This is a genomic window from Wolbachia endosymbiont (group B) of Erebia ligea (assembly GCF_947179575.1).
Taxonomy (GTDB): Bacteria; Pseudomonadota; Alphaproteobacteria; order Rickettsiales; family Anaplasmataceae; genus Wolbachia; species Wolbachia pipientis_C.
In genome coordinates this window covers 550,246-570,059 of record NZ_CAMXBW010000002.1, presented here as the reverse complement: position 1 = coordinate 570,059, position 19,814 = coordinate 550,246, and the positions used below count along the sequence as shown (strand labels likewise).

19 protein-coding genes and 1 pseudogene are annotated in these 19,814 nt (G+C 33.9%); 9 read left to right on the top strand and 11 right to left on the bottom strand.

Annotated features, from left to right (window positions below):
- Positions 1 to 42 precede the first annotated feature (42 nt).
- The 3 genes and pseudogenes from OM962_RS03325 to tnpC all read left to right on the top strand — a co-directional run bounded on the left by OM962_RS03325 (position 43) and on the right by tnpC (position 4,063).
- The gene (locus OM962_RS03325; protein ID WP_064085878.1) at positions 43 to 522 is read left to right on the top strand and encodes a disulfide bond formation protein B; all 480 of its coding nucleotides are present in this window, start codon (positions 43 to 45) and stop codon (positions 520 to 522) included.
- A 686-nt stretch (positions 523 to 1,208) separates the two neighbouring features.
- Entirely contained in the window at positions 1,209 to 2,594 is a 1,386-nt protein-coding gene (gene lpdA, locus OM962_RS03320) for a dihydrolipoyl dehydrogenase (protein ID WP_264330801.1), read from the top strand.
- 117 nt (positions 2,595 to 2,711) lie between these two features.
- Positions 2,712 to 4,063: pseudogene (gene tnpC, locus OM962_RS03315) on the top strand (IS66 family transposase).
- A 128-nt stretch (positions 4,064 to 4,191) separates the two neighbouring features.
- Here tnpC and OM962_RS03310 read toward each other — a convergent pair.
- From OM962_RS03310 to OM962_RS03295, 4 genes are all read right to left on the bottom strand, one after another.
- Complete coding sequence (locus OM962_RS03310) at positions 4,192 to 5,424, bottom strand: IS256 family transposase (RefSeq protein WP_264330447.1); 1,233 nt, start codon at positions 5,422 to 5,424, stop codon at positions 4,192 to 4,194.
- Between the two features lie 29 nt (positions 5,425 to 5,453).
- Positions 5,454 to 5,828, bottom strand: coding sequence for a hypothetical protein (locus tag OM962_RS03305; protein WP_264330800.1), 375 nt, complete (start codon positions 5,826 to 5,828; stop codon positions 5,454 to 5,456).
- A 171-nt stretch (positions 5,829 to 5,999) separates the two neighbouring features.
- Positions 6,000 to 6,506, bottom strand: a complete 507-nt coding sequence (locus tag OM962_RS03300) for a hypothetical protein (RefSeq protein WP_264330799.1) — start codon at positions 6,504 to 6,506, stop codon at positions 6,000 to 6,002.
- A gap of 130 nt (positions 6,507 to 6,636) precedes the next feature.
- Positions 6,637 to 9,429 (bottom strand): collagen-like protein, encoded by a 2,793-nt coding sequence (locus OM962_RS03295; RefSeq protein ID WP_264330798.1) that lies wholly within the window; start codon positions 9,427 to 9,429, stop codon positions 6,637 to 6,639.
- A gap of 76 nt (positions 9,430 to 9,505) precedes the next feature.
- Between OM962_RS03295 and OM962_RS03290 the strand changes: the two genes are divergently transcribed.
- Both OM962_RS03290 and OM962_RS03285 read left to right on the top strand, forming a co-directional pair.
- Positions 9,506 to 9,853 carry an IS630 transposase-related protein gene (locus OM962_RS03290; RefSeq protein WP_213864026.1) on the top strand — a complete coding sequence of 116 codons (348 nt, stop codon included), beginning with the start codon at positions 9,506 to 9,508 and terminating at the stop codon, positions 9,851 to 9,853.
- A gap of 10 nt (positions 9,854 to 9,863) precedes the next feature.
- Positions 9,864 to 10,364, top strand: coding sequence for an IS630 family transposase (locus tag OM962_RS03285; protein ID WP_319606738.1), 501 nt, complete (start codon positions 9,864 to 9,866; stop codon positions 10,362 to 10,364).
- On the opposite strand, the gene OM962_RS03280 is transcribed toward OM962_RS03285, so the two are convergent.
- The 7 genes from OM962_RS03280 to purE form a co-directional block, all read right to left on the bottom strand.
- Positions 10,294 to 10,827 carry a hypothetical protein gene (locus OM962_RS03280; RefSeq protein WP_264330797.1) on the bottom strand — a complete coding sequence of 178 codons (534 nt, stop codon included), beginning with the start codon at positions 10,825 to 10,827 and terminating at the stop codon, positions 10,294 to 10,296. The genes OM962_RS03285 and OM962_RS03280 overlap by 71 nt on opposite strands.
- A gap of 352 nt (positions 10,828 to 11,179) precedes the next feature.
- A complete protein-coding gene (locus OM962_RS03275; RefSeq protein WP_264330796.1) occupies positions 11,180 to 12,643 on the bottom strand; it encodes a DegQ family serine endoprotease in 1,464 nt (487 codons plus the stop codon).
- Positions 12,644 to 12,646: 3 nt separating this feature from the next.
- Positions 12,647 to 13,519, bottom strand: a complete 873-nt coding sequence (gene hflC, locus OM962_RS03270) for a protease modulator HflC (RefSeq protein WP_264330795.1) — start codon at positions 13,517 to 13,519, stop codon at positions 12,647 to 12,649.
- Between the two features lie 2 nt (positions 13,520 to 13,521).
- Entirely contained in the window at positions 13,522 to 14,547 is a 1,026-nt protein-coding gene (hflK, locus tag OM962_RS03265; RefSeq protein ID WP_264330794.1) for an FtsH protease activity modulator HflK, read from the bottom strand.
- A gap of 133 nt (positions 14,548 to 14,680) precedes the next feature.
- Positions 14,681 to 14,980, bottom strand: a complete 300-nt coding sequence (locus OM962_RS03260; RefSeq protein WP_264330793.1) for a hypothetical protein — start codon at positions 14,978 to 14,980, stop codon at positions 14,681 to 14,683.
- Positions 14,955 to 16,784 (bottom strand): DNA mismatch repair endonuclease MutL, encoded by a 1,830-nt coding sequence (mutL, locus tag OM962_RS03255; protein WP_264330792.1) that lies wholly within the window; start codon positions 16,782 to 16,784, stop codon positions 14,955 to 14,957. The genes OM962_RS03260 and mutL overlap by 26 nt, the downstream gene beginning before the upstream one ends.
- Positions 16,784 to 17,284, bottom strand: a complete 501-nt coding sequence (purE, locus tag OM962_RS03250; RefSeq protein ID WP_264330791.1) for a 5-(carboxyamino)imidazole ribonucleotide mutase — start codon at positions 17,282 to 17,284, stop codon at positions 16,784 to 16,786. The genes mutL and purE overlap by 1 nt, the downstream gene beginning before the upstream one ends.
- A gap of 267 nt (positions 17,285 to 17,551) precedes the next feature.
- Between purE and OM962_RS03245 the strand changes: the two genes are divergently transcribed.
- The 4 genes from OM962_RS03245 (at position 17,552) to rpoZ (ending at position 19,813) form a co-directional block, all read left to right on the top strand.
- On the top strand, positions 17,552 to 17,899 hold the full coding sequence (locus OM962_RS03245; protein WP_213864026.1) for an IS630 transposase-related protein: 348 nt from the start codon (positions 17,552 to 17,554) through the stop codon (positions 17,897 to 17,899).
- Between the two features lie 10 nt (positions 17,900 to 17,909).
- Positions 17,910 to 18,410 (top strand): IS630 family transposase, encoded by a 501-nt coding sequence (locus OM962_RS03240; protein ID WP_319606738.1) that lies wholly within the window; start codon positions 17,910 to 17,912, stop codon positions 18,408 to 18,410.
- A 653-nt stretch (positions 18,411 to 19,063) separates the two neighbouring features.
- Positions 19,064 to 19,360 carry a helix-turn-helix domain-containing protein gene (locus tag OM962_RS03235; protein WP_211907726.1) on the top strand — a complete coding sequence of 99 codons (297 nt, stop codon included), beginning with the start codon at positions 19,064 to 19,066 and terminating at the stop codon, positions 19,358 to 19,360.
- Positions 19,361 to 19,420: 60 nt separating this feature from the next.
- A complete protein-coding gene (rpoZ, locus tag OM962_RS03230; protein WP_264330790.1) occupies positions 19,421 to 19,813 on the top strand; it encodes a DNA-directed RNA polymerase subunit omega in 393 nt (130 codons plus the stop codon).
- Position 19,814: the final 1 nt, after the last annotated feature.

Sequence of the window (19,814 nt, the reverse complement as noted above, 5' to 3'; positions counted from 1 at the left end):
CAAGAGTTGACTCTTCACAGATATTGTAGTAATTCATTAACTATGTCAGATGTAAATAACAGTTCTATAATTTTTCTCTTATCAAGCGCTGTCGCTTTAATTTTTGCATATGTGCTAGAGTATTTTTTCAATATGATACCGTGTAAGTTATGTATATACGAGCGAGTAGTTTACTATGTTACAGGGCTACTTGCAGTTGCGTATATGTTCAAAGACAACAAAATCCTAATCTATGCGATGTTTTGCAGCTATCTCATTGGTGCAATAATATCTTTTTATCATGTAGGTCTTGAACTCCACTTATTTCATGATGTTTTAGGCTGTACAGAGCAAGCAAGTGGTAACGTTAGCATAGAAGAGCTAAGAAATAATCTATTAAACCCTAACTACTCTCCGTCTTGTGACAGACCTCATTATATTTTTGGTGTTTCGTTAGCAACATGGAATCTTATTTATCTTATAGTAGCTCTATTCTTATCAGGTAAAATGTATTGTGGAGAAAGAAATAAGGTACAACAGTAACTGGTATAGACGCTGTACTTGTGCGTTACTTGGTGCTGTCCGTAATTTAAAAATTTAGCAAGTCATACCCACTGATTCTTGCACAGCTGTACGAACATTATGGTTCAGCATGCCAGTGCCCTCTTTCTTGTCATCCGAGTAGCTGAAACTGGAAGTGCGGCTATCACCCAAATAACCTTTCGTTGTTATTCAAGCAACCTATTTCTTGTCATCCTAGTGCCCAGATACTGGGATTAAGTTTGTCCATAATCTCACCAAAAACGTTGTGTTTTAGAATAATTTTGTGCTCAATATGCTTATTTGTAGTAAAGGTTTCTGGATTCCAGCATCAAGTACTGGCCTGAAGCTTTAGCTATAGATATTAATAAATTTACTAAGTAAAAAAAGGCAAAAGAATCCCTATATAGCGAGTTTTAATAATGTAAATTGATAATGTGATAACAAGCGTGTTTTGGCTGAAGTAGAAAAAATTTAAAAAACATGCAGCCGCTATAATTTTTATGTAATCTGCCAATAAATATCTGAGTTTTGTTGTTAAACCCGCGGAGATTAAAAATAAGGATAAATACTCTTATTGATATAAGAAGAAAAGTGGGAAGGTTTGTCAAGCCGCTTCTATGCACCTGAGCATTGATTATACGGGTTCCATCTGTTATATATAATCTTTTTGAATACGAAGAAAGCTGATGAATGAGTATGATATTACAGTTATAGGCAGCGGTCCTGGTGGTTATATAGCAGCAATTAGAGCGGCGCAGTTTGGATTTAAAACTGCAATTGTTGAAAAGGAAGAAAATTTGGGTGGTATATGCTTAAATTGGGGGTGTATACCAACAAAATCGCTACTTAGAGCATCTGAAATTTATAGGTTAATAACAAGATCAGAAGAATTTGGCATAAAAGTAAAGGATGCAAGTTTTGATATACAATCAATAGTGAAATACTCAAGAAACGTTGTTGATAAATTGTCAAGCGGTGTTGCATATTTGATGAAAAAAAATAACATCAAAGTTCATCAAGGCTTTGGTAAACTTGCAGGTAATCGTACTGTAAAAATTCTTAATGACAAAAAGGAGGAGGAAATTTCTTCCAATCATATCATTTTAGCAACAGGTGTTAGAGCGCGAAATCTACCTGGAGTAGAGGCGGATGGAGATTTAATATGGAATGCGCAGCACGCTATGACTCCAAAGAAGTTACCAAAATCGCTACTAATCATAGGTTCTGGTGCGATAGGAATAGAATTTGCAAGTTTTTATAGTACTTTAGGGGTTGATGTAACAATTATAGAAGTAAAAGACACTATTTTGCCGCTGGAAGATAAAGACATTTCAAATTTAGTACAAGAGATATTTACAAAACAAGGAATAAAAATATATACGAGCAATAGTATAAAAACTTTCACTAAAAATAAAGACTCTGTTCAAGTGCAGCTAAGTAGTGGTGATAACAAAGAATTCGATAGAGTAATTGTTGCAGTTGGCGTTCAAGCAAACACTGAAAATATAGGTTTAGAAAATACAAAAATTAAGTTGAGTCCTTCTGGTTTCATTGAAACGAATGAGTGGTATGAAACAAGTGAATCAAGTGTGTATGCAATAGGTGATGTAGCTGGTCCCCCATGTTTAGCGCATAAAGCAAGTCATGAAGCTGTAATCTGTGTTGAGAAAATTGCTGGTAAAAATGCTCATAAGTTAAAAAAAGAGTGCATACCAAATTGCACTTACTCTCATCCGCAAGTAGCAAGCGTTGGCCTTACTGAGGAACAGGCAATAAAAAGTGGATACGATATAAAAGTAGGAAAATTTCACTCCAACTTTAATGGTACATCTATTGCACTAAGTGAAACTGAAGGTTTAGTGAAAACAATTATAGACAAAAAAACAGGCGAACTTCTTGGAGCTCACATGATAGGAGCGGAAGTAACAGAGTTAATTAGCAATTTCGCTCTTGCAAAGCAACTAGAGGGAACAGACTGCGACATAAAATCTACGATTTTTCCTCATCCAACTATTTCGGAAATTATACACGAATCAGTACTTGCCGCAGATGGTGAATCGTTAAATAGTTAAGCTAACGATTCGTATCCGTTCAGAGGTGTGGCAAGGATAAAAAACAATTGACATAATATATTAAAGTAGTAATAACACAAAATGTTGATAGTAAAGTAAGGCTAGATGCTTCAATTGTTGATCAGTATTGTAGAGTTATGTAAAAACTTAGAGCAGAAAGTAGCAAAGATTGAAGAAAAAAATAAAATCTTAGAAATAGAGAATGCTGAACTAAGAGAGAGACTCGGCTTAAACTCAAGGAATTCATCTTTACCAAGTTCAAAAGAGCTGTACAAAATAAAAAAAGACACACCAGAAGATAAGTCAGAGGGCGGCAGGAAGATAGGTGGTCAAGTTGGACATAAGGGGAATTGCCGAGCTAAAATGGAAGCAGATGAGTGGTGAAGGTAGAGTTACCAAATAGATGCGAGTGTGGTGAAGAAATCGCAATATCGGAAAAACCATATGTCTATCAAAAAGTTGATTTACCAGAAATTAAGCCTTACGTAGTTGAGTATCAATTAGAACATGGTCGCTGTCGTAAATGCGGAAAAAGAAGGAGTAGCAAATTACCAGAAGGAGTTACACCGGATACCTTTGGTCCTAGAGTTAAGTCAGTAGTTGCATCACTAAGTGGGTTTTATAAGAATTCAAAGCGAGAAATAGCGAATATTATGAAAGACATCTTTAACATGAGTATAAGTGTTGGTAGTGTGTCCAATAGTGAAGCAAGGGTTTCGTCAAAATGTAAAGAAGCCTATGAACAAATAGAGGAAGAAATAAAAGCAAGCGAAATTTTGCATATTGATGAAACCAGTCACTACAACAAAGGCAAATTGGGATGGTGCTGGATGTTTGCCAACAATAAAGCAAGTCTTATGAAGTTAGCAGATACAAGAGGAATGAAATTTTTAAAGAATAGTGCATTTTGTGATTACAAAAACCTGGTAATTACTGACAGATATGCAGTTTACAACCACTTCAGTGATGAAAAACGACAAATTTGTTGGGCTCACTTATTGAGAAATTTCGAGAGGTTATCTCATAGTTGGAATAGTGAAGTAATGAGACTTGGCCATTGTTTAAAAGACGCAGCTAATGGATTGTTTGTATTAAAAAACGCTTTGTCAGAAAATGAAATTAGTATTTCAAAGTTCACTAAGCAAGCTAAAGAATTACGAAGATACATACAGTACTGCATGATAAAAATATCTTATATACTTGAAGCAAAAGGAGCTTCACGAACGGTAAAGGGTATTATAAAATCCGAGTCAATGATGTGGACATTTTTGGATGACCCAGAGAATATTCCATTAACGAATAACCATGTTGAGCGACAGATACGGCATTATGTTGTCTATCGTAAGAATTCATATTTTGCACAGTCAGAGCGAGGGAATAGATTTCTTGAGCGGATAATTTCGTTGTATCTGACTTGGAAACAAAAGGAATTAAACCCTTTTCAAAACCTGCTAGCTGTTGTTTCTTAAACCACACCTCTGAACGGATACAACGATTCATTGTTTTAGAGCTACAATTATCCTGATTAGGCGATTCAATTCTAATAGATTGATTACCAATATCGGGAACGTTCAAAAAAGTGTGTCAAACCGTATTTTTAATTCAACTCAATTTTTAATCTATCAGGAAAAAAGATATCAAGTTGAGATATAGTTAAAGCCCAATTAGGTAAAGCCATAGCCCATTTTTGCTCTACTTTTTTTATAGCACAATATACCTGTTTATACAAGGCATTTGTATTAGTAAATGAGCCTTTGGTTTTAGTAAATTTTCTAATCTGTCTGTGCAGTCCCTCAATAGGATTAGTGGTATAAATTAGCCTCCTAACAGGACCTGAATACTTAAAATAACTGGACAAATTTTCCCAATTATTCTGCCAAGATTTTATGACTAATGGATACTTTTCGCCCCATTTTTCCTCCAGTTCAAGCAAATAATTTTCGGCAATTTCTTTACTTGAAGCACGATATATTTTTTTCAAATCATTCATGAAAACTTTTACATCTTTGCTAGATACATATTTCAGTGAATTCCTTATCTGATGCACTATACATAGTTGTACTTCTGCTTTAGGAAATATACTATTTATAGCTGTAGAAAAGCTTTTTAGCCCATCAATGCAGGCAATTAGAATATCTTCTACTCCTCTTTCTTTGAGGTCATTTAGCACTCCCAACCAGAAATTAGCTCCCTCACTTTCAGCCAAATAAAAACCTAATACTTCTTTTCTGCCATTTTGATCTATGCCTAATATGTTATACATACACTTGCTTACACAATGTCCATCCTCCTTAACCTTAAAAAACATGCCATCCATGAACACTATTGGATATACTGATTGCAGTGGACGGCTGCGCCATTCATTGATTATTGGTAGCAGTTTATCAGTAATACTGGATATCTCTGCTGCTGATATTTTGTGGTCATATATTTCCTCAACGTGTGAAGCTATGTCTCTGTATCCCATGCCACTGGCGTATGTACTTAATACCTTTGCTTCAAGTTCTGGATGTAGGCTTGTTTGCCTTTTTCTAACTATTTGTGGTTCAAAACTTCCCTCCCTATCTCTTGGTGTTAGCAGCTCAAATGAGCCTCCACTCGTGCGTAAAGTTTTTGCGTTTCTCCCATTTCTTCGGTTATTTTCTTCACTTTTAGCTGACATGTGGTTTTCTATTTCACCTTCCAGACTTGCCTCTAGCAACCTTTTTATAAACGGTGTTAATGCTCCATCTTTTCCTGTCAATGGTTTTCCTTCTCGTATAGATGACAGGATATTTGTTTCTAATTCTTTATAATCTACCAACCCATTAGTTCTATTTGCTTGACTCATATCAAACCTCCATTTTTTATATCAATTTATTACTTTACTTCTCGGTTTGACACACTTTTTTGAACGTTCCCCTTATATTCCTTTTTCATACAGTTTAAACTTATATATTGATATTTATCTGGAATATTTGAGTATTGAGAATCGTATTTTTTATGTTCAAAAAACTCATTACCTAAGAAATTACAAAACGTTAATTTATAATCATCATTATTACTAGACTTAACGACTTTAAGATAATGAAAGTCTCTAGGAATTTTTATCTCTTCTTCTGTAATGTGATTATGTATGACCAATTGGTCATCAAGCATGCAGTAACCTATTTTTGGTAAAGTAGCTACAAGTTTACCATTCAACATGATATTTGCTTGATAGATATCATCCGATAATTCTTTTCCCTTCTGCAAAGTAAAATCCTGCCCTGCCTTAGCTGGTGTACTGCACTGCTCAGTCTTAGTTAAGTTTTTTATTATTGTTGATACCTCACTAATTTCTAATATATCATGTTCATTTTTTGTGTATTGATACTTATAGCAACTACCATCTTCACATACTGGAAGACATTTTCCTTCTTCATCTTATATATAGATATAATCACCTTCTATTGTAAAATAAAGTCCACTTTTTTCTTCTTTAATCTTTTCTAGTACTGGGTCATTTTCATCGTTAAAATTGATAAAATTGAGTACTCCAGTTATATCTCTACCAGACAATTTGAGGCCAAAGTCAGGACTATCTTTTATGTTGTAAAGCGAAATCAAGATAGGTTTTGATTCAAGCTTTTCTATAATATTGTTTCTATTTGTACTTATTATAGCTTCTTGTTCTACAATAAGATCCTCTTTAATAGAGTTTCCACTTTCATCAGATCTTTCTGCCTGCAGGGGTAAGTTTCCTTCATATAAAGATATTTTATCTCCCTGCTTCTTTAACTTTAAACCATTAATATTCTCTACTTTAATTGGACCAATATGTGAATGGATAACCTTACTATTTTTGTTTAATATATAATATTCAGCAGGAAGTTTAATCAATTTTTTATAGAGCGGATTTTTATCCTCTATTTTAAATATATGTTTTTCCATGATATTACCTTAAATAACCAACAACTTGCTGATTAATGGCACTTAGGCTACTAGGAGGAGAGACATAACTCATAAAACTCCTTGGCTGCTCATTATCTGCCACTATTTTTTCAGTATTAACGAAAGCTCTTTACTGCTCATTTAATCTTTTTTCCATATGATCTTTGAAAGTAGCCAAACATTTACTAGTTTGTTTGTAATCAGGTAATGATTTTTTCGCAGCTACACATAAGAGCTTCAACAACTCATTATGATTTTCATCATTAGATAATGACTTATTGATAATGGTTGACTGCAGTTCCACTGGATCAAAATTTAGACTTTTCTTTGAAATGCCGCATTTCACAGCTGTTTCTCCTAATACTTCTTCAAATTTTTTTACAATATCTACTGCATCTATTATTTTTGTCACTCGATTAAGCTTCTCTATTTCATTTTTTACTTTATATTCGTCCTGTCCTACCGCAGGGTAAAAGAAATTTATTACTTGAGATATAAATGAAGTTGGTCTGCTTGCTCCGCTTGTCACTGATGATTTTTTAGTTTCCCTCCTTCTTCTGCGTGCACTACAAACTTGATATGCAGGATTTGTTGTACAAAACATATCTCTTACGCTATCATGAAATGCTTCCGCGTTGTTTGCGGATTGCAGTGCTCGATCAGCAGAATCTTCAGCTTCTCCTGTAAGATTCACTGTTTGATTGTGTAGTATTTTAACCTTATCTTCCGTATCTTTAGCTTGTTTGGCAAAACCTTCTGAAGCATTTTTAGCTGCCTCTGCTGCTTTTTTAGCATCCAGAGTTTCATTTTTTGCTTTTCTTATCTCATGTAAAAACTGATCAGCTAATGTAGCACCTATTCCATCTTCTCCCTTGGAACCTGGCAATCCATTTGCACCTGGAGCTCCTTTCTCACCCCTATCACCTTTTATTCCCATGGCTCCGTCTAATCCTTTAGGACCAATATCTCCCTTTGTTCCATTTATACCTGGCTCACCTTTTATGCCTTTAGGACCAATATCTCCTTTTAATCCGTCTATACCCGGCTCACCTTTTATGCCTTTAGGACCAATATCTCCTTTTGTTCCATTTATACCTGGCTCTCCTTTTATGCCTGGCTCTCCCTTAGGACCTTGTGCACCTGGCAATCCATCTGTTCCAGTATCTCCTTTATCACCTTTAGAACCAGTATCTCCTTTGGGACCTTTTATCTTTCCTGGATTTTGTCTCAACTCTTCTGCTATTCCTTCACGTAAGACTGGATCATTTACCAGCACTTTTTTATCTTGATCATCTTTTGCTTCTAGTACTGCTCTTCCTAATTCACCTACTTTTTGAGTGTCAAAGAACTGATGAACAATATTTTCAACTATTGTTTTTGCTGCATTCACATCGCCTTTTAATTTGGCATACTCAAGCAAATACTCAACTAATTTTTCCTTGTCTATTTCTTGCTTCACGATTTCTAGAGCCTTTGGCTGCTTATTTAAATCACTATGAAGCAGAAGATACTTAGCAAGTGCCCAATCGCTCACCTTACCTTTTATAAGATTGTGAGCTTCTATCTCGCTCATACTGCTTCTATCAACAAGTAGTTTAGCAAGCTTTTCTGCAAATTTTTCATATTTTTGGAAGGCTATAGGATCGGGATTATTTTTCTTTGTGGCATCGCTTGTTATCTTACTCACAGTATCTTTTATAATGTTTTTTGCTTCCTCTAAAGAAAGTTTACTTACTACTCCTTCAGTAAGTTTTGCTACATCAATTTTATTCACAAGTTCCTGCGAATTAAGATTAATTTTACCGGCAATCTGAGTTGCAAGATTTTCACCTTTGATACCATTTGCGTTAAGAACTGCTTCTCCTAGCTCAGCTTTTTTACTGGTAACTAATTCAGTTGCAATTTCTATAGCACTTGAGGCATCTCCCTTCTCACCTTTTGAGCCAGTATTTCCTTTAGAACCTTCTGGACCAGGAAAACCTCGGTCACCCTTATTACCTTTGGAACCTTGTTCGCCCTTTAACCCCCGTTCACCGTTACGACCTGGTTCGCCCTTTTGGCCTGGAGGACCTTGTATGCCCTTAACTAACGCTTTTAAAGAATCTTCTCGCTTTACACGCTCACCAAAAAAATGTGCTATTCTTTCTGAAAATCCCATGGAATTACGCTGATCTTCTTCTATTATAGCTTCTGCTAAAGGATATAGATGGGCTCTGTTAGAAGAAAATTCGGTAACAACTTGATTAATACTTGGAGTTATTCCATTAGTGCCTTGATTCCCTTTTTCTCCTTTAGGTCCTTGATCGCCTTTTGATCCATGCGCACCTGACGATCCAGTATCCCCCTTGTTACCTTGAGGACCAGGCGCTCCATCGAAGCCTCTATCACCTTTTTGTCCCCTTTCACCTGGCTCACCTTTAGGACCTTGTACACCAGTACGTTCTAATCTGTCTATTCTGCATTTTAAAAGTTCAATTTCTGTTTCTAAATTTATATGTTCTTGAATATTCACATCAACCTCCAAAAAGTTATCAAAATTTTCTAAGTTATAATAATAAGGATATGGACCTGGTCTATTGTCGTGCTCATACCCAAAAGAATTAGGGTTAAAATTATAAAAATTTTTGCATGTGCTATTTTCATACGATATGCAACCAACATAACTATTGCCTAACTTTTTTACTGCGAAATAGGTATCTTGTGCTTTCAAGCTCTCCATTTCATGAAAAGGGAATAACTGGAATGTATTGCTTATACGAGTAAATGCTGAAAGGATATCATTCAATATGCCAACTTTTCTACCAATTGAATCATATACCTGAGCGCTACTATATGATTTGTATATATTTCTTGATTCTTTAAACAAATAGTCTCCTATTTTTATTTTGAGTCTTTTATCAGGTGAACTTTTAAGATCTTCCAAAATAAGACTGACATTTTCGCTACTATAGTATTTCCTAAAGTAAATGATAAAGGTATAATAAAGTATTTGAGTTATAATGGCATATAGTGTGGATTTAAGGGAAAAGGCAGTATTGATGATAGAAAAAGGTAAGACAAAGGTTGAGGTAGCAGAGCTTATGGAGATAGGAATAGCAACTCTGTACCGTTGGTTAAAAAAGAAAGCTGCTGGTGAAAGCCTCAAGCCATCTAAAAACGGTAGCTTTATTCGAAAAATAGACCCCAAAATACTCGAAGAATATGTTACAAAGAATCCAGATCATACTCTGGCAGAGATGAAACAAAATCTTGGATTTGGAATAAACTCAATTTGGTATAGACTAAAACAGCTAAAAATTACTTTAAAAAAAAGTCACACTATATCAAGAGCGCAATCAAGAAGATAGGGAGCAATTTATTGATAAAATCTCAAAAATAGACCATTCCAGCATCTTATATATAGATGAAGCAGGAGTTGATAATAAGTTATACCGAGAATATGGACGCGCTCCAAGAGGAAAGAAAATTTATGCAGATATTCCAGGGAGAACTCGAGAGAGAATCAGTATAGTAGCCGGGTGGATTGGAAAGAGATTTATTGCACCAATGACTTTCAAAGGTGGGTGTGACAAAGAGGTATTCAATACATGGTTGGAGAAGATGTTATTACCTAAATTGCCACTTGGCACAACTATAGTTATGGATAATGCTACATTTCATAAGACCACTAAAACAAAATCATTAATAGAGTCTTTTGGCTGTCATTTGCTGTATCTTCCAACATATTCACCAGATTTGAATCCTATAGAATACTGTTGGCATACCATCAAAAGCCGCCTCAGACCTCTCATGTATAAATATACAGACTTACAGCTTTTGGTTGGTAATACCATAATGGAACTTTATCATCCATTTTAGAAAATACTATAATTATGTCTTTTGGATCTATTAAAACCTTCCTGTTTTCTAGCAGTTCATAATAAATACTACAGCTTTCACGATTATATGCGTTAACATGTAAACCATTTGTGTAAACATGAGGTATACGATCAATAGTAGCTATGATAGTATTTTTGCCATCATAGTAATAATAATAAGGTTGATCAGAGGTAGTAACTAAAGCGAATTTGTAATCATTTCCTACCCTTTCTAGCTTTAATTGTGGCCATTCAGATAAGTCGTTTAGTATACTTGCCACGTCATGCTTCAAATCCCAAATTTGAAAACTCAGGCCAATATTGTTGTCGATGATAATGTAAGATACACTAGGCAGGCTAAATGTTGTTTTGTTATTTAATCTTATTTGTGCAGGTATCCTACGACCAGTTCTATTATTACAATCGTTTTGTGGAATATCTTCCTTTTCTAGCTTAAAACGCATCTCCACCTCCCTTTGCGATTAGATATAGTTAATTTATGGGTATTAATTATTGATTAATAATGATGATAAGTAAATATGATTATGCTTTATACTAATTTACTTATAAAGTAATTTGTGAAAGAAAGTTATTTTTTTACAACTGAGCATAAAAATGCTTTATATTATCCAATTTCTTACTACTACAGCTCTTTCATCTGATAGATGATGTCGTTCTAGTTCTTCCATAATCTCGTTGGAAACGTTTTCAGTATAGGAATAAATTCTATTAATCTATAGAAACACCCTTACCCTCAGGATAAAGAAGCTAGTTAAATTTGTCAAGCAATTTTTTCATGACCAGCTAGATAAATAGCTACTTCTTCAATTTGATTGAGGTAAAAAATTGATTGCCGTTGCGGTAAATAAGCAACATTACTGAATCTTTGCCGTCTTTCTTTACTGCTGAATCAATTTGTTTTTGAAAATCATTAGTATTTTCAATATCGATTCCATCTAGTTGAATAATTATATCACCTTTCTTAATAACACGTAGTGTAGAATTACTACTACTATCTACACTAGTAACTACTACACCCTTTGTGGGTGCATTATTTTTTAGTTCTTTTGGCAAATTTGAAACGGTTAAACCACTTATATAACTAGATGTTGATTTATTTTCTTCTTGATTATTACCTGAATCATCATTTGTAGATTCCTCGATTGCAACCTTGATATTGATTTCTTTACCTTTTCTAAGTAACTTAACCTGTACTTTCTTTCCGGGCTCAGTTCGTGAAACCATATGAGGTAATTGCGTCATTCTATCAATTTTTTTGCTGTCAAACTCTAATAGTATATCACCTACTTTGATTCCTCCTTTCTCTGCAGGACTGCCCTTTACTACGCTTGCAACTAATGCACCTTTGATATCTTTTAAACCCAAGGATTCAGCAAATTCTTTTGTTATAGGCTGAACTTGCACGCCAAGCCAACCATGTTTTATTTTTTTACCACTTTTTAATGTGTCAATAATTGAAATAGCTAGATTAGATGGTATAGCAAAGCCTATACCCACGTTACCGCCAGACTCAGATGGGGAATAAATAGCAGTATTAATGCCTATAACTTTTCCATTTAGATGAAATAGTGGTCCCCCTGAGTTACCTCTATTAATTGCAGCATCAGTTTGAATAAATTCATTCATAGTACCAATACTAATGTCTCTAGATCTTGCAGACACAATTCCTGTACTTACAGAGCCACCCAAACCAAAAGGGTTGCCTATTGCAATAACTTTATCACCAACTCTTGCTTTATCAGAATTACCAAATTCAACAAAAGGAAGATCTTTATCAGAATTAATCTTAAGCACAGCAAGATCAGTTTTTGCATCATAGCCTAAAACTTCTGCTTTGAAATAAGTATTATCGTTCATAGTAACTGTAATATCTTGGGCATTTTTAATAACGTGATAGTTGGTTACTATGGTTCCACTTTTATCTATAATAAATCCAGACCCAAGTAACGTCACTTCTCTATTAATGCTAGGAGCTCTATCAAAAAATTGATCAAAATGCTCGAAAAATTCTCTAAAGTCATCAAAGAAATTATTTCTTGGCGTAAAGGGAATTTTAGTTCTACTGTTATTTTCTTGCTTAACTATTTGCTCACTTGAAATATTTACAACTGCGGGAATAAGTTCTTCCACTATATCAGCAAGCCCTTTATTACAACTACATACAGGATCTGCAACTGTTTTTGCAAACAGATTAGCATATGAAGAAAATGAAATTAAAAAATATGCAAATATAGATAAAATAAATGCTTTACTTTTCATAAACTATTTCCATCCCTTGTTCAAAATATCTAAGAAATTATTATTTGGTGAAAGCACAAATTTAGTATTACCCTCAGCAAATGATTTATTGTAAGCTTTCATAGAGCGATAAAAGTTAAAGAACTCTTCATCAGCCTTAAATGCCTCATTATAGATTCTAGTTGCTTCAGCATAACCACGGCCTCTTATTTCATGTGATTCTTTTACTGCACTAGAGACAATTCCCCTTTTTAATTTATCAGCTTTTGATCTAATTTCTTGTCCAGCTTGTTCTCCTTCTGCTCTAATTTCTTTTGCTTCCTTTTCCCTTTCAGTTTGCATGCGGCGAAATATTGCAGAACTATTTTCTTCTGGTAGATCTGCTCTCTTAATTCTTACATCTATTATTTCTATGCCAAATTTTCCAGCTTCAGAATAAACTCCACGTTGAATTAATTGCATAACTTCTGATCTCTTTTCATTCAATAAACTAATTAATGAAAATCTTCCTATATTCTCCCTTATGTGAGCTTCTATGACAGGATATAATCTTCTAACTAGCCCTGATTCATTTTTCACAGTTTGATAAAAAGTGATAGGATCTATTATTTTATATTTTGCATAAGCATCTACTATAATACGCTTTTGATCTGCAGTTATCACTTCCCTTGGAGTTTTATCAGGACTTAGATCTAAAATTCTCTTATCAAGAAATTCTACGTTATTTATAAATGGTAGCTTAAAATATAAACCACTGTCCCTAACATCTTTTACGACTTTACCAAGTTGTATAACTATCGCTTGTTTTGTTTCTTGAACAACGAAGATTGAATTAGATAAGGCAATCAATAATACAACAAATATAAAAGCAAAAACAATTTTAATATTACTACTCATGACTATTTCCCTAAATTTGTAAGAGGTAAATAAGAGAACATACCTTTCAGATCGTCTGTTATAACAAACTTATCTACCTTGCTGAAAATATTTTCCATAGTTTCAAGATAAATACGATTCTTAACAAGAGAAGGATTTTGTCTATATTCTTCATAAAGAGATAAAAAGCGATTTGCATTACCTTTCGCTTCATTTATTATTTCGTTCTCATATGCTTCTGCATCTAACTTTATCTTTATTGCCTCACCTTTTGCACGAGGTATAATATCATTACTGTAAGCATATGCTTCGTTTATAGTACGCTCCTTATCTGCACGAGCACTTTGTACATCCCTAAATGAGCTAATCACTTTTTCTGGTGGGTCAATTTTTTTCATTTGAACAGATAAAATTTCTATACCCATTTGATATCCATCAAGAATCTGTTGCAATAAAATTCTAGTATCTCTGGAGATTTCAGCCCTACCTTGACCTTCGAGTGCAAAAGAGATCGTATTTTTACCTATTATTTCTCTCATAGCACTTTCAGCAGCATTTTTAACGCTGAAACCAGGTTTATAATCCCGCACTTTGAATAAATAATCTTTGGCATCTCTAACTCGCCACTGGACCTCAAAGTTAACGTTGACTATATTCTCATCTCCGGTAAGCATCACTCCTTCACCACGATCTGTATCTCGCCCATAAGAGCTGCTTATCCCAATTTCTTCACGATTTACTTCTTTAACATTCACTTTAAAAACCTTACCAATAGGGTAGGGAAAGTGATAACGCAAACCAGATGTTTCTGTATTGGAATATTTGCCAAAAGTAAGTTCTATACCTTCCTCACTCGGATGGACAATATAGAAACCAGTACAAAAATAAAACAACAAAACAATGAAAATGATGAAATAAGGTTTTTTCCCTCTATTTCTGGTTAAGCCATTAAAAAAGCATCTTATATCAGACACAGCTTTACTTAAAATATCTTCATTACTTGGATCTGACGGTTTCTTTCCAAGATTCCAAGGATTACGCTCATCCATAAAAATTATTAATTGTATAACTAATACGCTGATATTACTTAATCTTATCGAAAAATGCAAAACTATTTTGTTTGCAAATTGAAACGAAGAATATTATCATACACTTTCTTTTCTCTATATAGTACGGTTGATTCTATAGAATTTTCTGGCTTTTTTTAAACTCTTTATTGTCGTTTTTGATAAGTATCTTTAGTTGTATATTAATTATTAACATAAAAGACAATGCCTGGGATTTAGGAAACTTAATTTTAATCAAGTAGCTGCGTAATAAATCATTGTCAAGTGATGGAATGACATTATCTACTATGCAAATTACCTGCAAATTGCAATGTTCAAACAATTGTGTATCTGAGTTTTGAGATGACGAAACTAGGGTTGTATAATCTATACATATTTGTGATAACTTCTCACCTTCGCTCAAATAACTTTTCAATATCGCTTAATTTCATTTCTATATAGGTTGGCCTTCCGTGATTACATTGTCCAGAATAAGGTGTCTTTTCCATTTGCCTCAATAATTCATTCATCTCCTCCAATTTCATCTTTCTGCCTGCTCTTATTGATCCATAACAAGCAATTGTGGCTAGTATTTTATTCACCTTATCCTCTATAGGTAATATATCTTCTATTTCTGTTAGTCTATCCACTATATCAATGAGCATTCTCTTTGTGTCTACTGTTCCTAAGATTGCAGGAACTTCTTTTACTATGATCTTATTTTCTGATTTAATTTCAATCTCAAAACCCATCTCAAAAAGTTTATCTTTATAAGTTTTAATCATCTCCATTCCAGCTTGATTTTTGATTTCAACCATTTCAGGCAAAAGAAGTTTTTGTCTTTTTATACTTGATTTCTCCTTTAAGCACTCGTATACTAGTCTTTCATGGGCTGCATGCTGATCTACTATAATTAGTTTGTCTCTTACCTCGGCAATAATATAAGTATTGTAGATTTGACAGTGTGCAAACCCAAGTGGATAGTCCCTTATTAGATCGGTTTGTTTCCTTTCCAAAATTGTAGTTTCCGCTCGCGGAGGAGATTTTTGCATACCAGTATAATCAAACGATTTTGAATGTTCTGATAAGCTTTTTGTCTCTATATTTGGAGAAGTAAATTCTCTCATTAACTGGTTTTCAAAAGGATCCGACCTTCTTCCATAAAATTCATTTTTAAGACTAGACCTACTAAAAGGATCTGATGATAGATGATTCGTTGTTGTTCCATTCTGGGCCAATACAGTTTCTGCAAGATCTATTCTCTTTGATAGCACTTTTATTAGCCCTCTTCTCACTATTTCATATATTAGCCTCTTGTTCTGAAACCTTACCTCTGATTTATTTGGATGCACATTTACATCAACTTGATCATACGGTATCTCTAAGTGCAGCGCTGCAAAAGGATATCTATTGCTTGGAATAAGGTCGTGATACGCATAACGAATTGCACCAATAAGTAGATTATCTTTAATTGGTCTACCATTAACAAATGTATAGATCTGAGTTGAATTGCTACGATTGACAGTAGGTTTACAGATGTATCCTGTAAGTCTAATTCCATCTTCTTCTTCACTAATTTGCAAAGAGTTTTCATGAAATTCTTCTTCTACTTCGCATAGCCTGCTAAATAATGAGGTCTGCTTAGCATACTTAAGAAGTTTCTTATTATCGGAGATAAGAGTAAACTCAATTCCATAATTGATCATTGCTAAGTTGTTTACAATATCAACAATGCTTTGTGTTTCTGCCCTTTCGGTTTTGAGAAATTTTAGTCTATTTGGTGTGGCAAAAAATAAATCTCGTACTTCAATATATGTTCCTATCGATAAAGGATAAGGAACAAGCTCTCCTATTTTTTCTCCCCCCTCATACCTTATAGACCATGCTTGATCTGCTTTGCTTGCCTTAGATGATAATTTTATTCTGCTTACTGCTGCAATTGAAGGCAAAGCTTCTCCTCTAAAGCCAAGATGCTTGATCTCTATCAATTCACTGTCACTCAATTTTGAAGTAGCATGGCGCATAAACGCAAGTTCTAAATCATCCTTTTTTACTCCGCTACCATCATCGATTACAGTAATGAGGTTACGCCCACCACTTTCTATCTTAATTTCTATCTCTGAGCTTCTGGCATCTATTGCATTTTCCACTAATTCCTTTACCACACTTGCAGGCCTTTCTATTACCTCTCCTGCTGCTATACGATTTATGGTTTTTGTATCTAAAAGAACTATTGCCATTATAATGTTGGTTTTTCTTTTACTGCTTGAGTTTGCTCCTCTCTCCATTTTTTTAATCTATCTGCAATTTCACTATTAGAAATCGACAATATAGATGCAGCAGTAATAGCGGCATTGCATGCTCCACTCTCTCCTATAGACATTGTTGAAACTGGAACACCTTTTGGCATCTGCACTATAGATAATAGACTATCTAGCCCATTTAATTGTTTGCTATGCACAGGAATACCGATAACAGGTAAATAAGTAAGCGATGCAGTCATACCAGGTAAATGAGCCGCTCCTCCTGCACCAGCTATAATAACCTTAAAGCCTTTTTCTTGAGCAGACTTAGTAAAATTAAAGAGTCTCTCTGGTGTTCTGTGTGCGGATATTATAAATACATCATGTGAAATTTCTAATTCTTTTAATAGGTTAATAGCATGCACCATAGTGCCATAATCCGACTCGCTTCCCATAATTACAGCAACATCCTTTTTCATTTTTTCTGTATTAGACATGATTTTATTTACTAACCAAATAGTATTTCAGAAGCAACAGATATTTAAATTAAATTACGAATATGATATAGCATTCTCATTAAATAGAAACTTTAAAAATTGAAATGAATCCCTATATTAAAATAAATATAGAGGTATAAATTTCGGATATTAAGGGTCTATTCATAATCTTTTTAGAAGCAAAGCGGTGGAAGCAAGAAGACGATTTGTAAGCTATAGTATTTCCTAAAGTAAATGATAAAGGTATAATAAAGTATTTGAGTTATAATGGCATATAGTGTGGATTTAAGGGAAAAGGCAGTATTGATGATAGAAAAAGGTAAGACAAAGGTTGAGGTAGCAGAGCTTATGGAGATAGGAATAGCAACTCTGTACCGTTGGTTAAAAAAGAAAGCTGCTGGTGAAAGCCTCAAGCCATCTAAAAACGGTAGCTTTATTCGAAAAATAGACCCCAAAATACTCGAAGAATATGTTACAAAGAATCCAGATCATACTCTGGCAGAGATGAAACAAAATCTTGGATTTGGAATAAACTCAATTTGGTATAGACTAAAACAGCTAAAAATTACTTTAAAAAAAAGTCACACTATATCAAGAGCGCAATCAAGAAGATAGGGAGCAATTTATTGATAAAATCTCAAAAATAGACCATTCCAGCATCTTATATATAGATGAAGCAGGAGTTGATAATAAGTTATACCGAGAATATGGACGCGCTCCAAGAGGAAAGAAAATTTATGCAGATATTCCAGGGAGAACTCGAGAGAGAATCAGTATAGTAGCCGGGTGGATTGGAAAGAGATTTATTGCACCAATGACTTTCAAAGGTGGGTGTGACAAAGAGGTATTCAATACATGGTTGGAGAAGATGTTATTACCTAAATTGCCACTTGGCACAACTATAGTTATGGATAATGCTACATTTCATAAGACCACTAAAACAAAATCATTAATAGAGTCTTTTGGCTGTCATTTGCTGTATCTTCCAACATATTCACCAGATTTGAATCCTATAGAATACTGTTGGCATACCATCAAAAGCCGCCTCAGACCTCTCATGTATAAATATACAGACTTACAGCTTTTGGTTGGTAATACCATAATGGAACTTTATCATCCATTTTAGAAAATACTATAGTATTGAATTTTGCTTATCACAATTGTCTACACTTTTCTATAAGAGTATTAGAGACTTACCTTTTGACAATACGGCAAAGATCTCTACAGTTACATCCTTTTATTTGTTTCTTTGCAACTACTTTTTTATATATGTTTCAAAACACTTTCTTTACTTCCGCTATGTTTTTTACTTCATTTATTAAAATAATCTTGCCATTTTGAAAACATTGTTGATTCACTGAAGCCACTTTTTAGGACCTGTAACACTATGTAAAATACATCCTAAATCTTCTTGATTTTGTTTCTTTCTACAGAACTCTACTCAGTTTTTCTCCTACTCATCTTGCTCTGTTTTCATAATTTACATACTCTATCTCCTGCTTTATTCCTTTCTTGAGATCATATACAGTCTCTAAAACGAGTTTGTAAAATGATTATTTCTGTATTTTAAACTTTGCAATTTCAACTTATTCTCTTTAATAGTAAGTTTTTTACAAAATAATAGTTTGAAATTACTAGTATTTTGATAAAAATTATAGTCAATTTAAAATTTTGAGTATCAGATAGTTATTGACAAGTTATATACTATTAATATATTGGTATGTTAAATATTATGATATAATATTTAATAAAGCTAGTTGGTATGTGAGAGTAAAAATTATGGAAACAATATCATTAAACAATCTGGATAGTGAAGCAATAAAAAAAAAATTGCTTGGCATAATAAGTAAAATTATAGGAAAAAATACTTGGACTCAAGCTTGTGCGGCTGAGAAACTTGGTATTGATCAACCAAAGGTGTCACAAATTAAAAGTGGTAAGATAAGTGGTTTTTCTTTAGAGAGACTGTTAGGTTTTTTGAAAAAGCTTGATCATGAAATAACAATTACAATAACAGAAAATCAATCAGTAAAAGCTAAAGAAGAAAAAGTAGAATGTAGAATTGGATCTCAATAGATCCGAAGTTGACATCTTATTTTTTGTGATATAGTATAAAGCTTATCAAGGTAGTGTTTTATGGTTGAGTCTATTGTAGAAAAGTGTGTAGAACAGGTACACAACCGTTTTAAATTGGTTCTTCTAGCAAGTCAAAGAACGCATGATTTGAGTACAGGGGCAAGCGATCCCGTTGAAATGGTTAAGTTTAAAGATCATAAGGATACGATAGTTTCTTTATATGAAATAGCAGAAAAGAAGGTGAATACCCATGAGTTGTTTAACCTTTTGGTGAAAAGGTGCAAGGAGCACATGAAAGGAAACACAGATAATACTTATATTAATAGTCCAAGTAAGCTAGCAAATTTGTTAAATTTTTCTGATCATCAACTTAACACAAGTCTGGATGTAAGTCAAGAAAGCCACGATGATGAAATGGATGATCAAGATAGTGGTGAAGAAGTACCGATTTAGA

Excerpts from the sequence above, each read along its gene's own strand:
- hflK (WP_264330794.1), bottom strand. The coding sequence starts at position 14,547 with ATGGATGAGCGTAATCCTTGGAATCTTGGAAAGAAACCGTCAGATCCA.
- OM962_RS03280 (WP_264330797.1), bottom strand. The coding sequence starts at position 10,827 with ATGCGTTTTAAGCTAGAAAAGGAAGATATTCCACAAAACGATTGTAAT.
- OM962_RS03275 (WP_264330796.1), bottom strand. The coding sequence starts at position 12,643 with ATGAAAAGTAAAGCATTTATTTTATCTATATTTGCATATTTTTTAATT.
- OM962_RS03245 (WP_213864026.1), top strand. The coding sequence starts at position 17,552 with ATGGCATATAGTGTGGATTTAAGGGAAAAGGCAGTATTGATGATAGAA.
- rpoZ (WP_264330790.1), top strand. The coding sequence starts at position 19,421 with ATGGTTGAGTCTATTGTAGAAAAGTGTGTAGAACAGGTACACAACCGT.
- OM962_RS03310 (WP_264330447.1), bottom strand. The coding sequence starts at position 5,424 with ATGAGTCAAGCAAATAGAACTAATGGGTTGGTAGATTATAAAGAATTA.
- hflC (WP_264330795.1), bottom strand. The coding sequence starts at position 13,519 with ATGAGTAGTAATATTAAAATTGTTTTTGCTTTTATATTTGTTGTATTA.
- OM962_RS03235 (WP_211907726.1), top strand. The coding sequence starts at position 19,064 with ATGGAAACAATATCATTAAACAATCTGGATAGTGAAGCAATAAAAAAA.
- mutL (WP_264330792.1), bottom strand. The coding sequence starts at position 16,784 with ATGGCAATAGTTCTTTTAGATACAAAAACCATAAATCGTATAGCAGCA.
- purE (WP_264330791.1), bottom strand. The coding sequence starts at position 17,284 with ATGTCTAATACAGAAAAAATGAAAAAGGATGTTGCTGTAATTATGGGA.
- OM962_RS03290 (WP_213864026.1), top strand. The coding sequence starts at position 9,506 with ATGGCATATAGTGTGGATTTAAGGGAAAAGGCAGTATTGATGATAGAA.
- lpdA (WP_264330801.1), top strand. The coding sequence starts at position 1,209 with ATGAATGAGTATGATATTACAGTTATAGGCAGCGGTCCTGGTGGTTAT.
- OM962_RS03300 (WP_264330799.1), bottom strand. The coding sequence starts at position 6,506 with ATGGAAAAACATATATTTAAAATAGAGGATAAAAATCCGCTCTATAAA.
- OM962_RS03325 (WP_064085878.1), top strand. The coding sequence starts at position 43 with ATGTCAGATGTAAATAACAGTTCTATAATTTTTCTCTTATCAAGCGCT.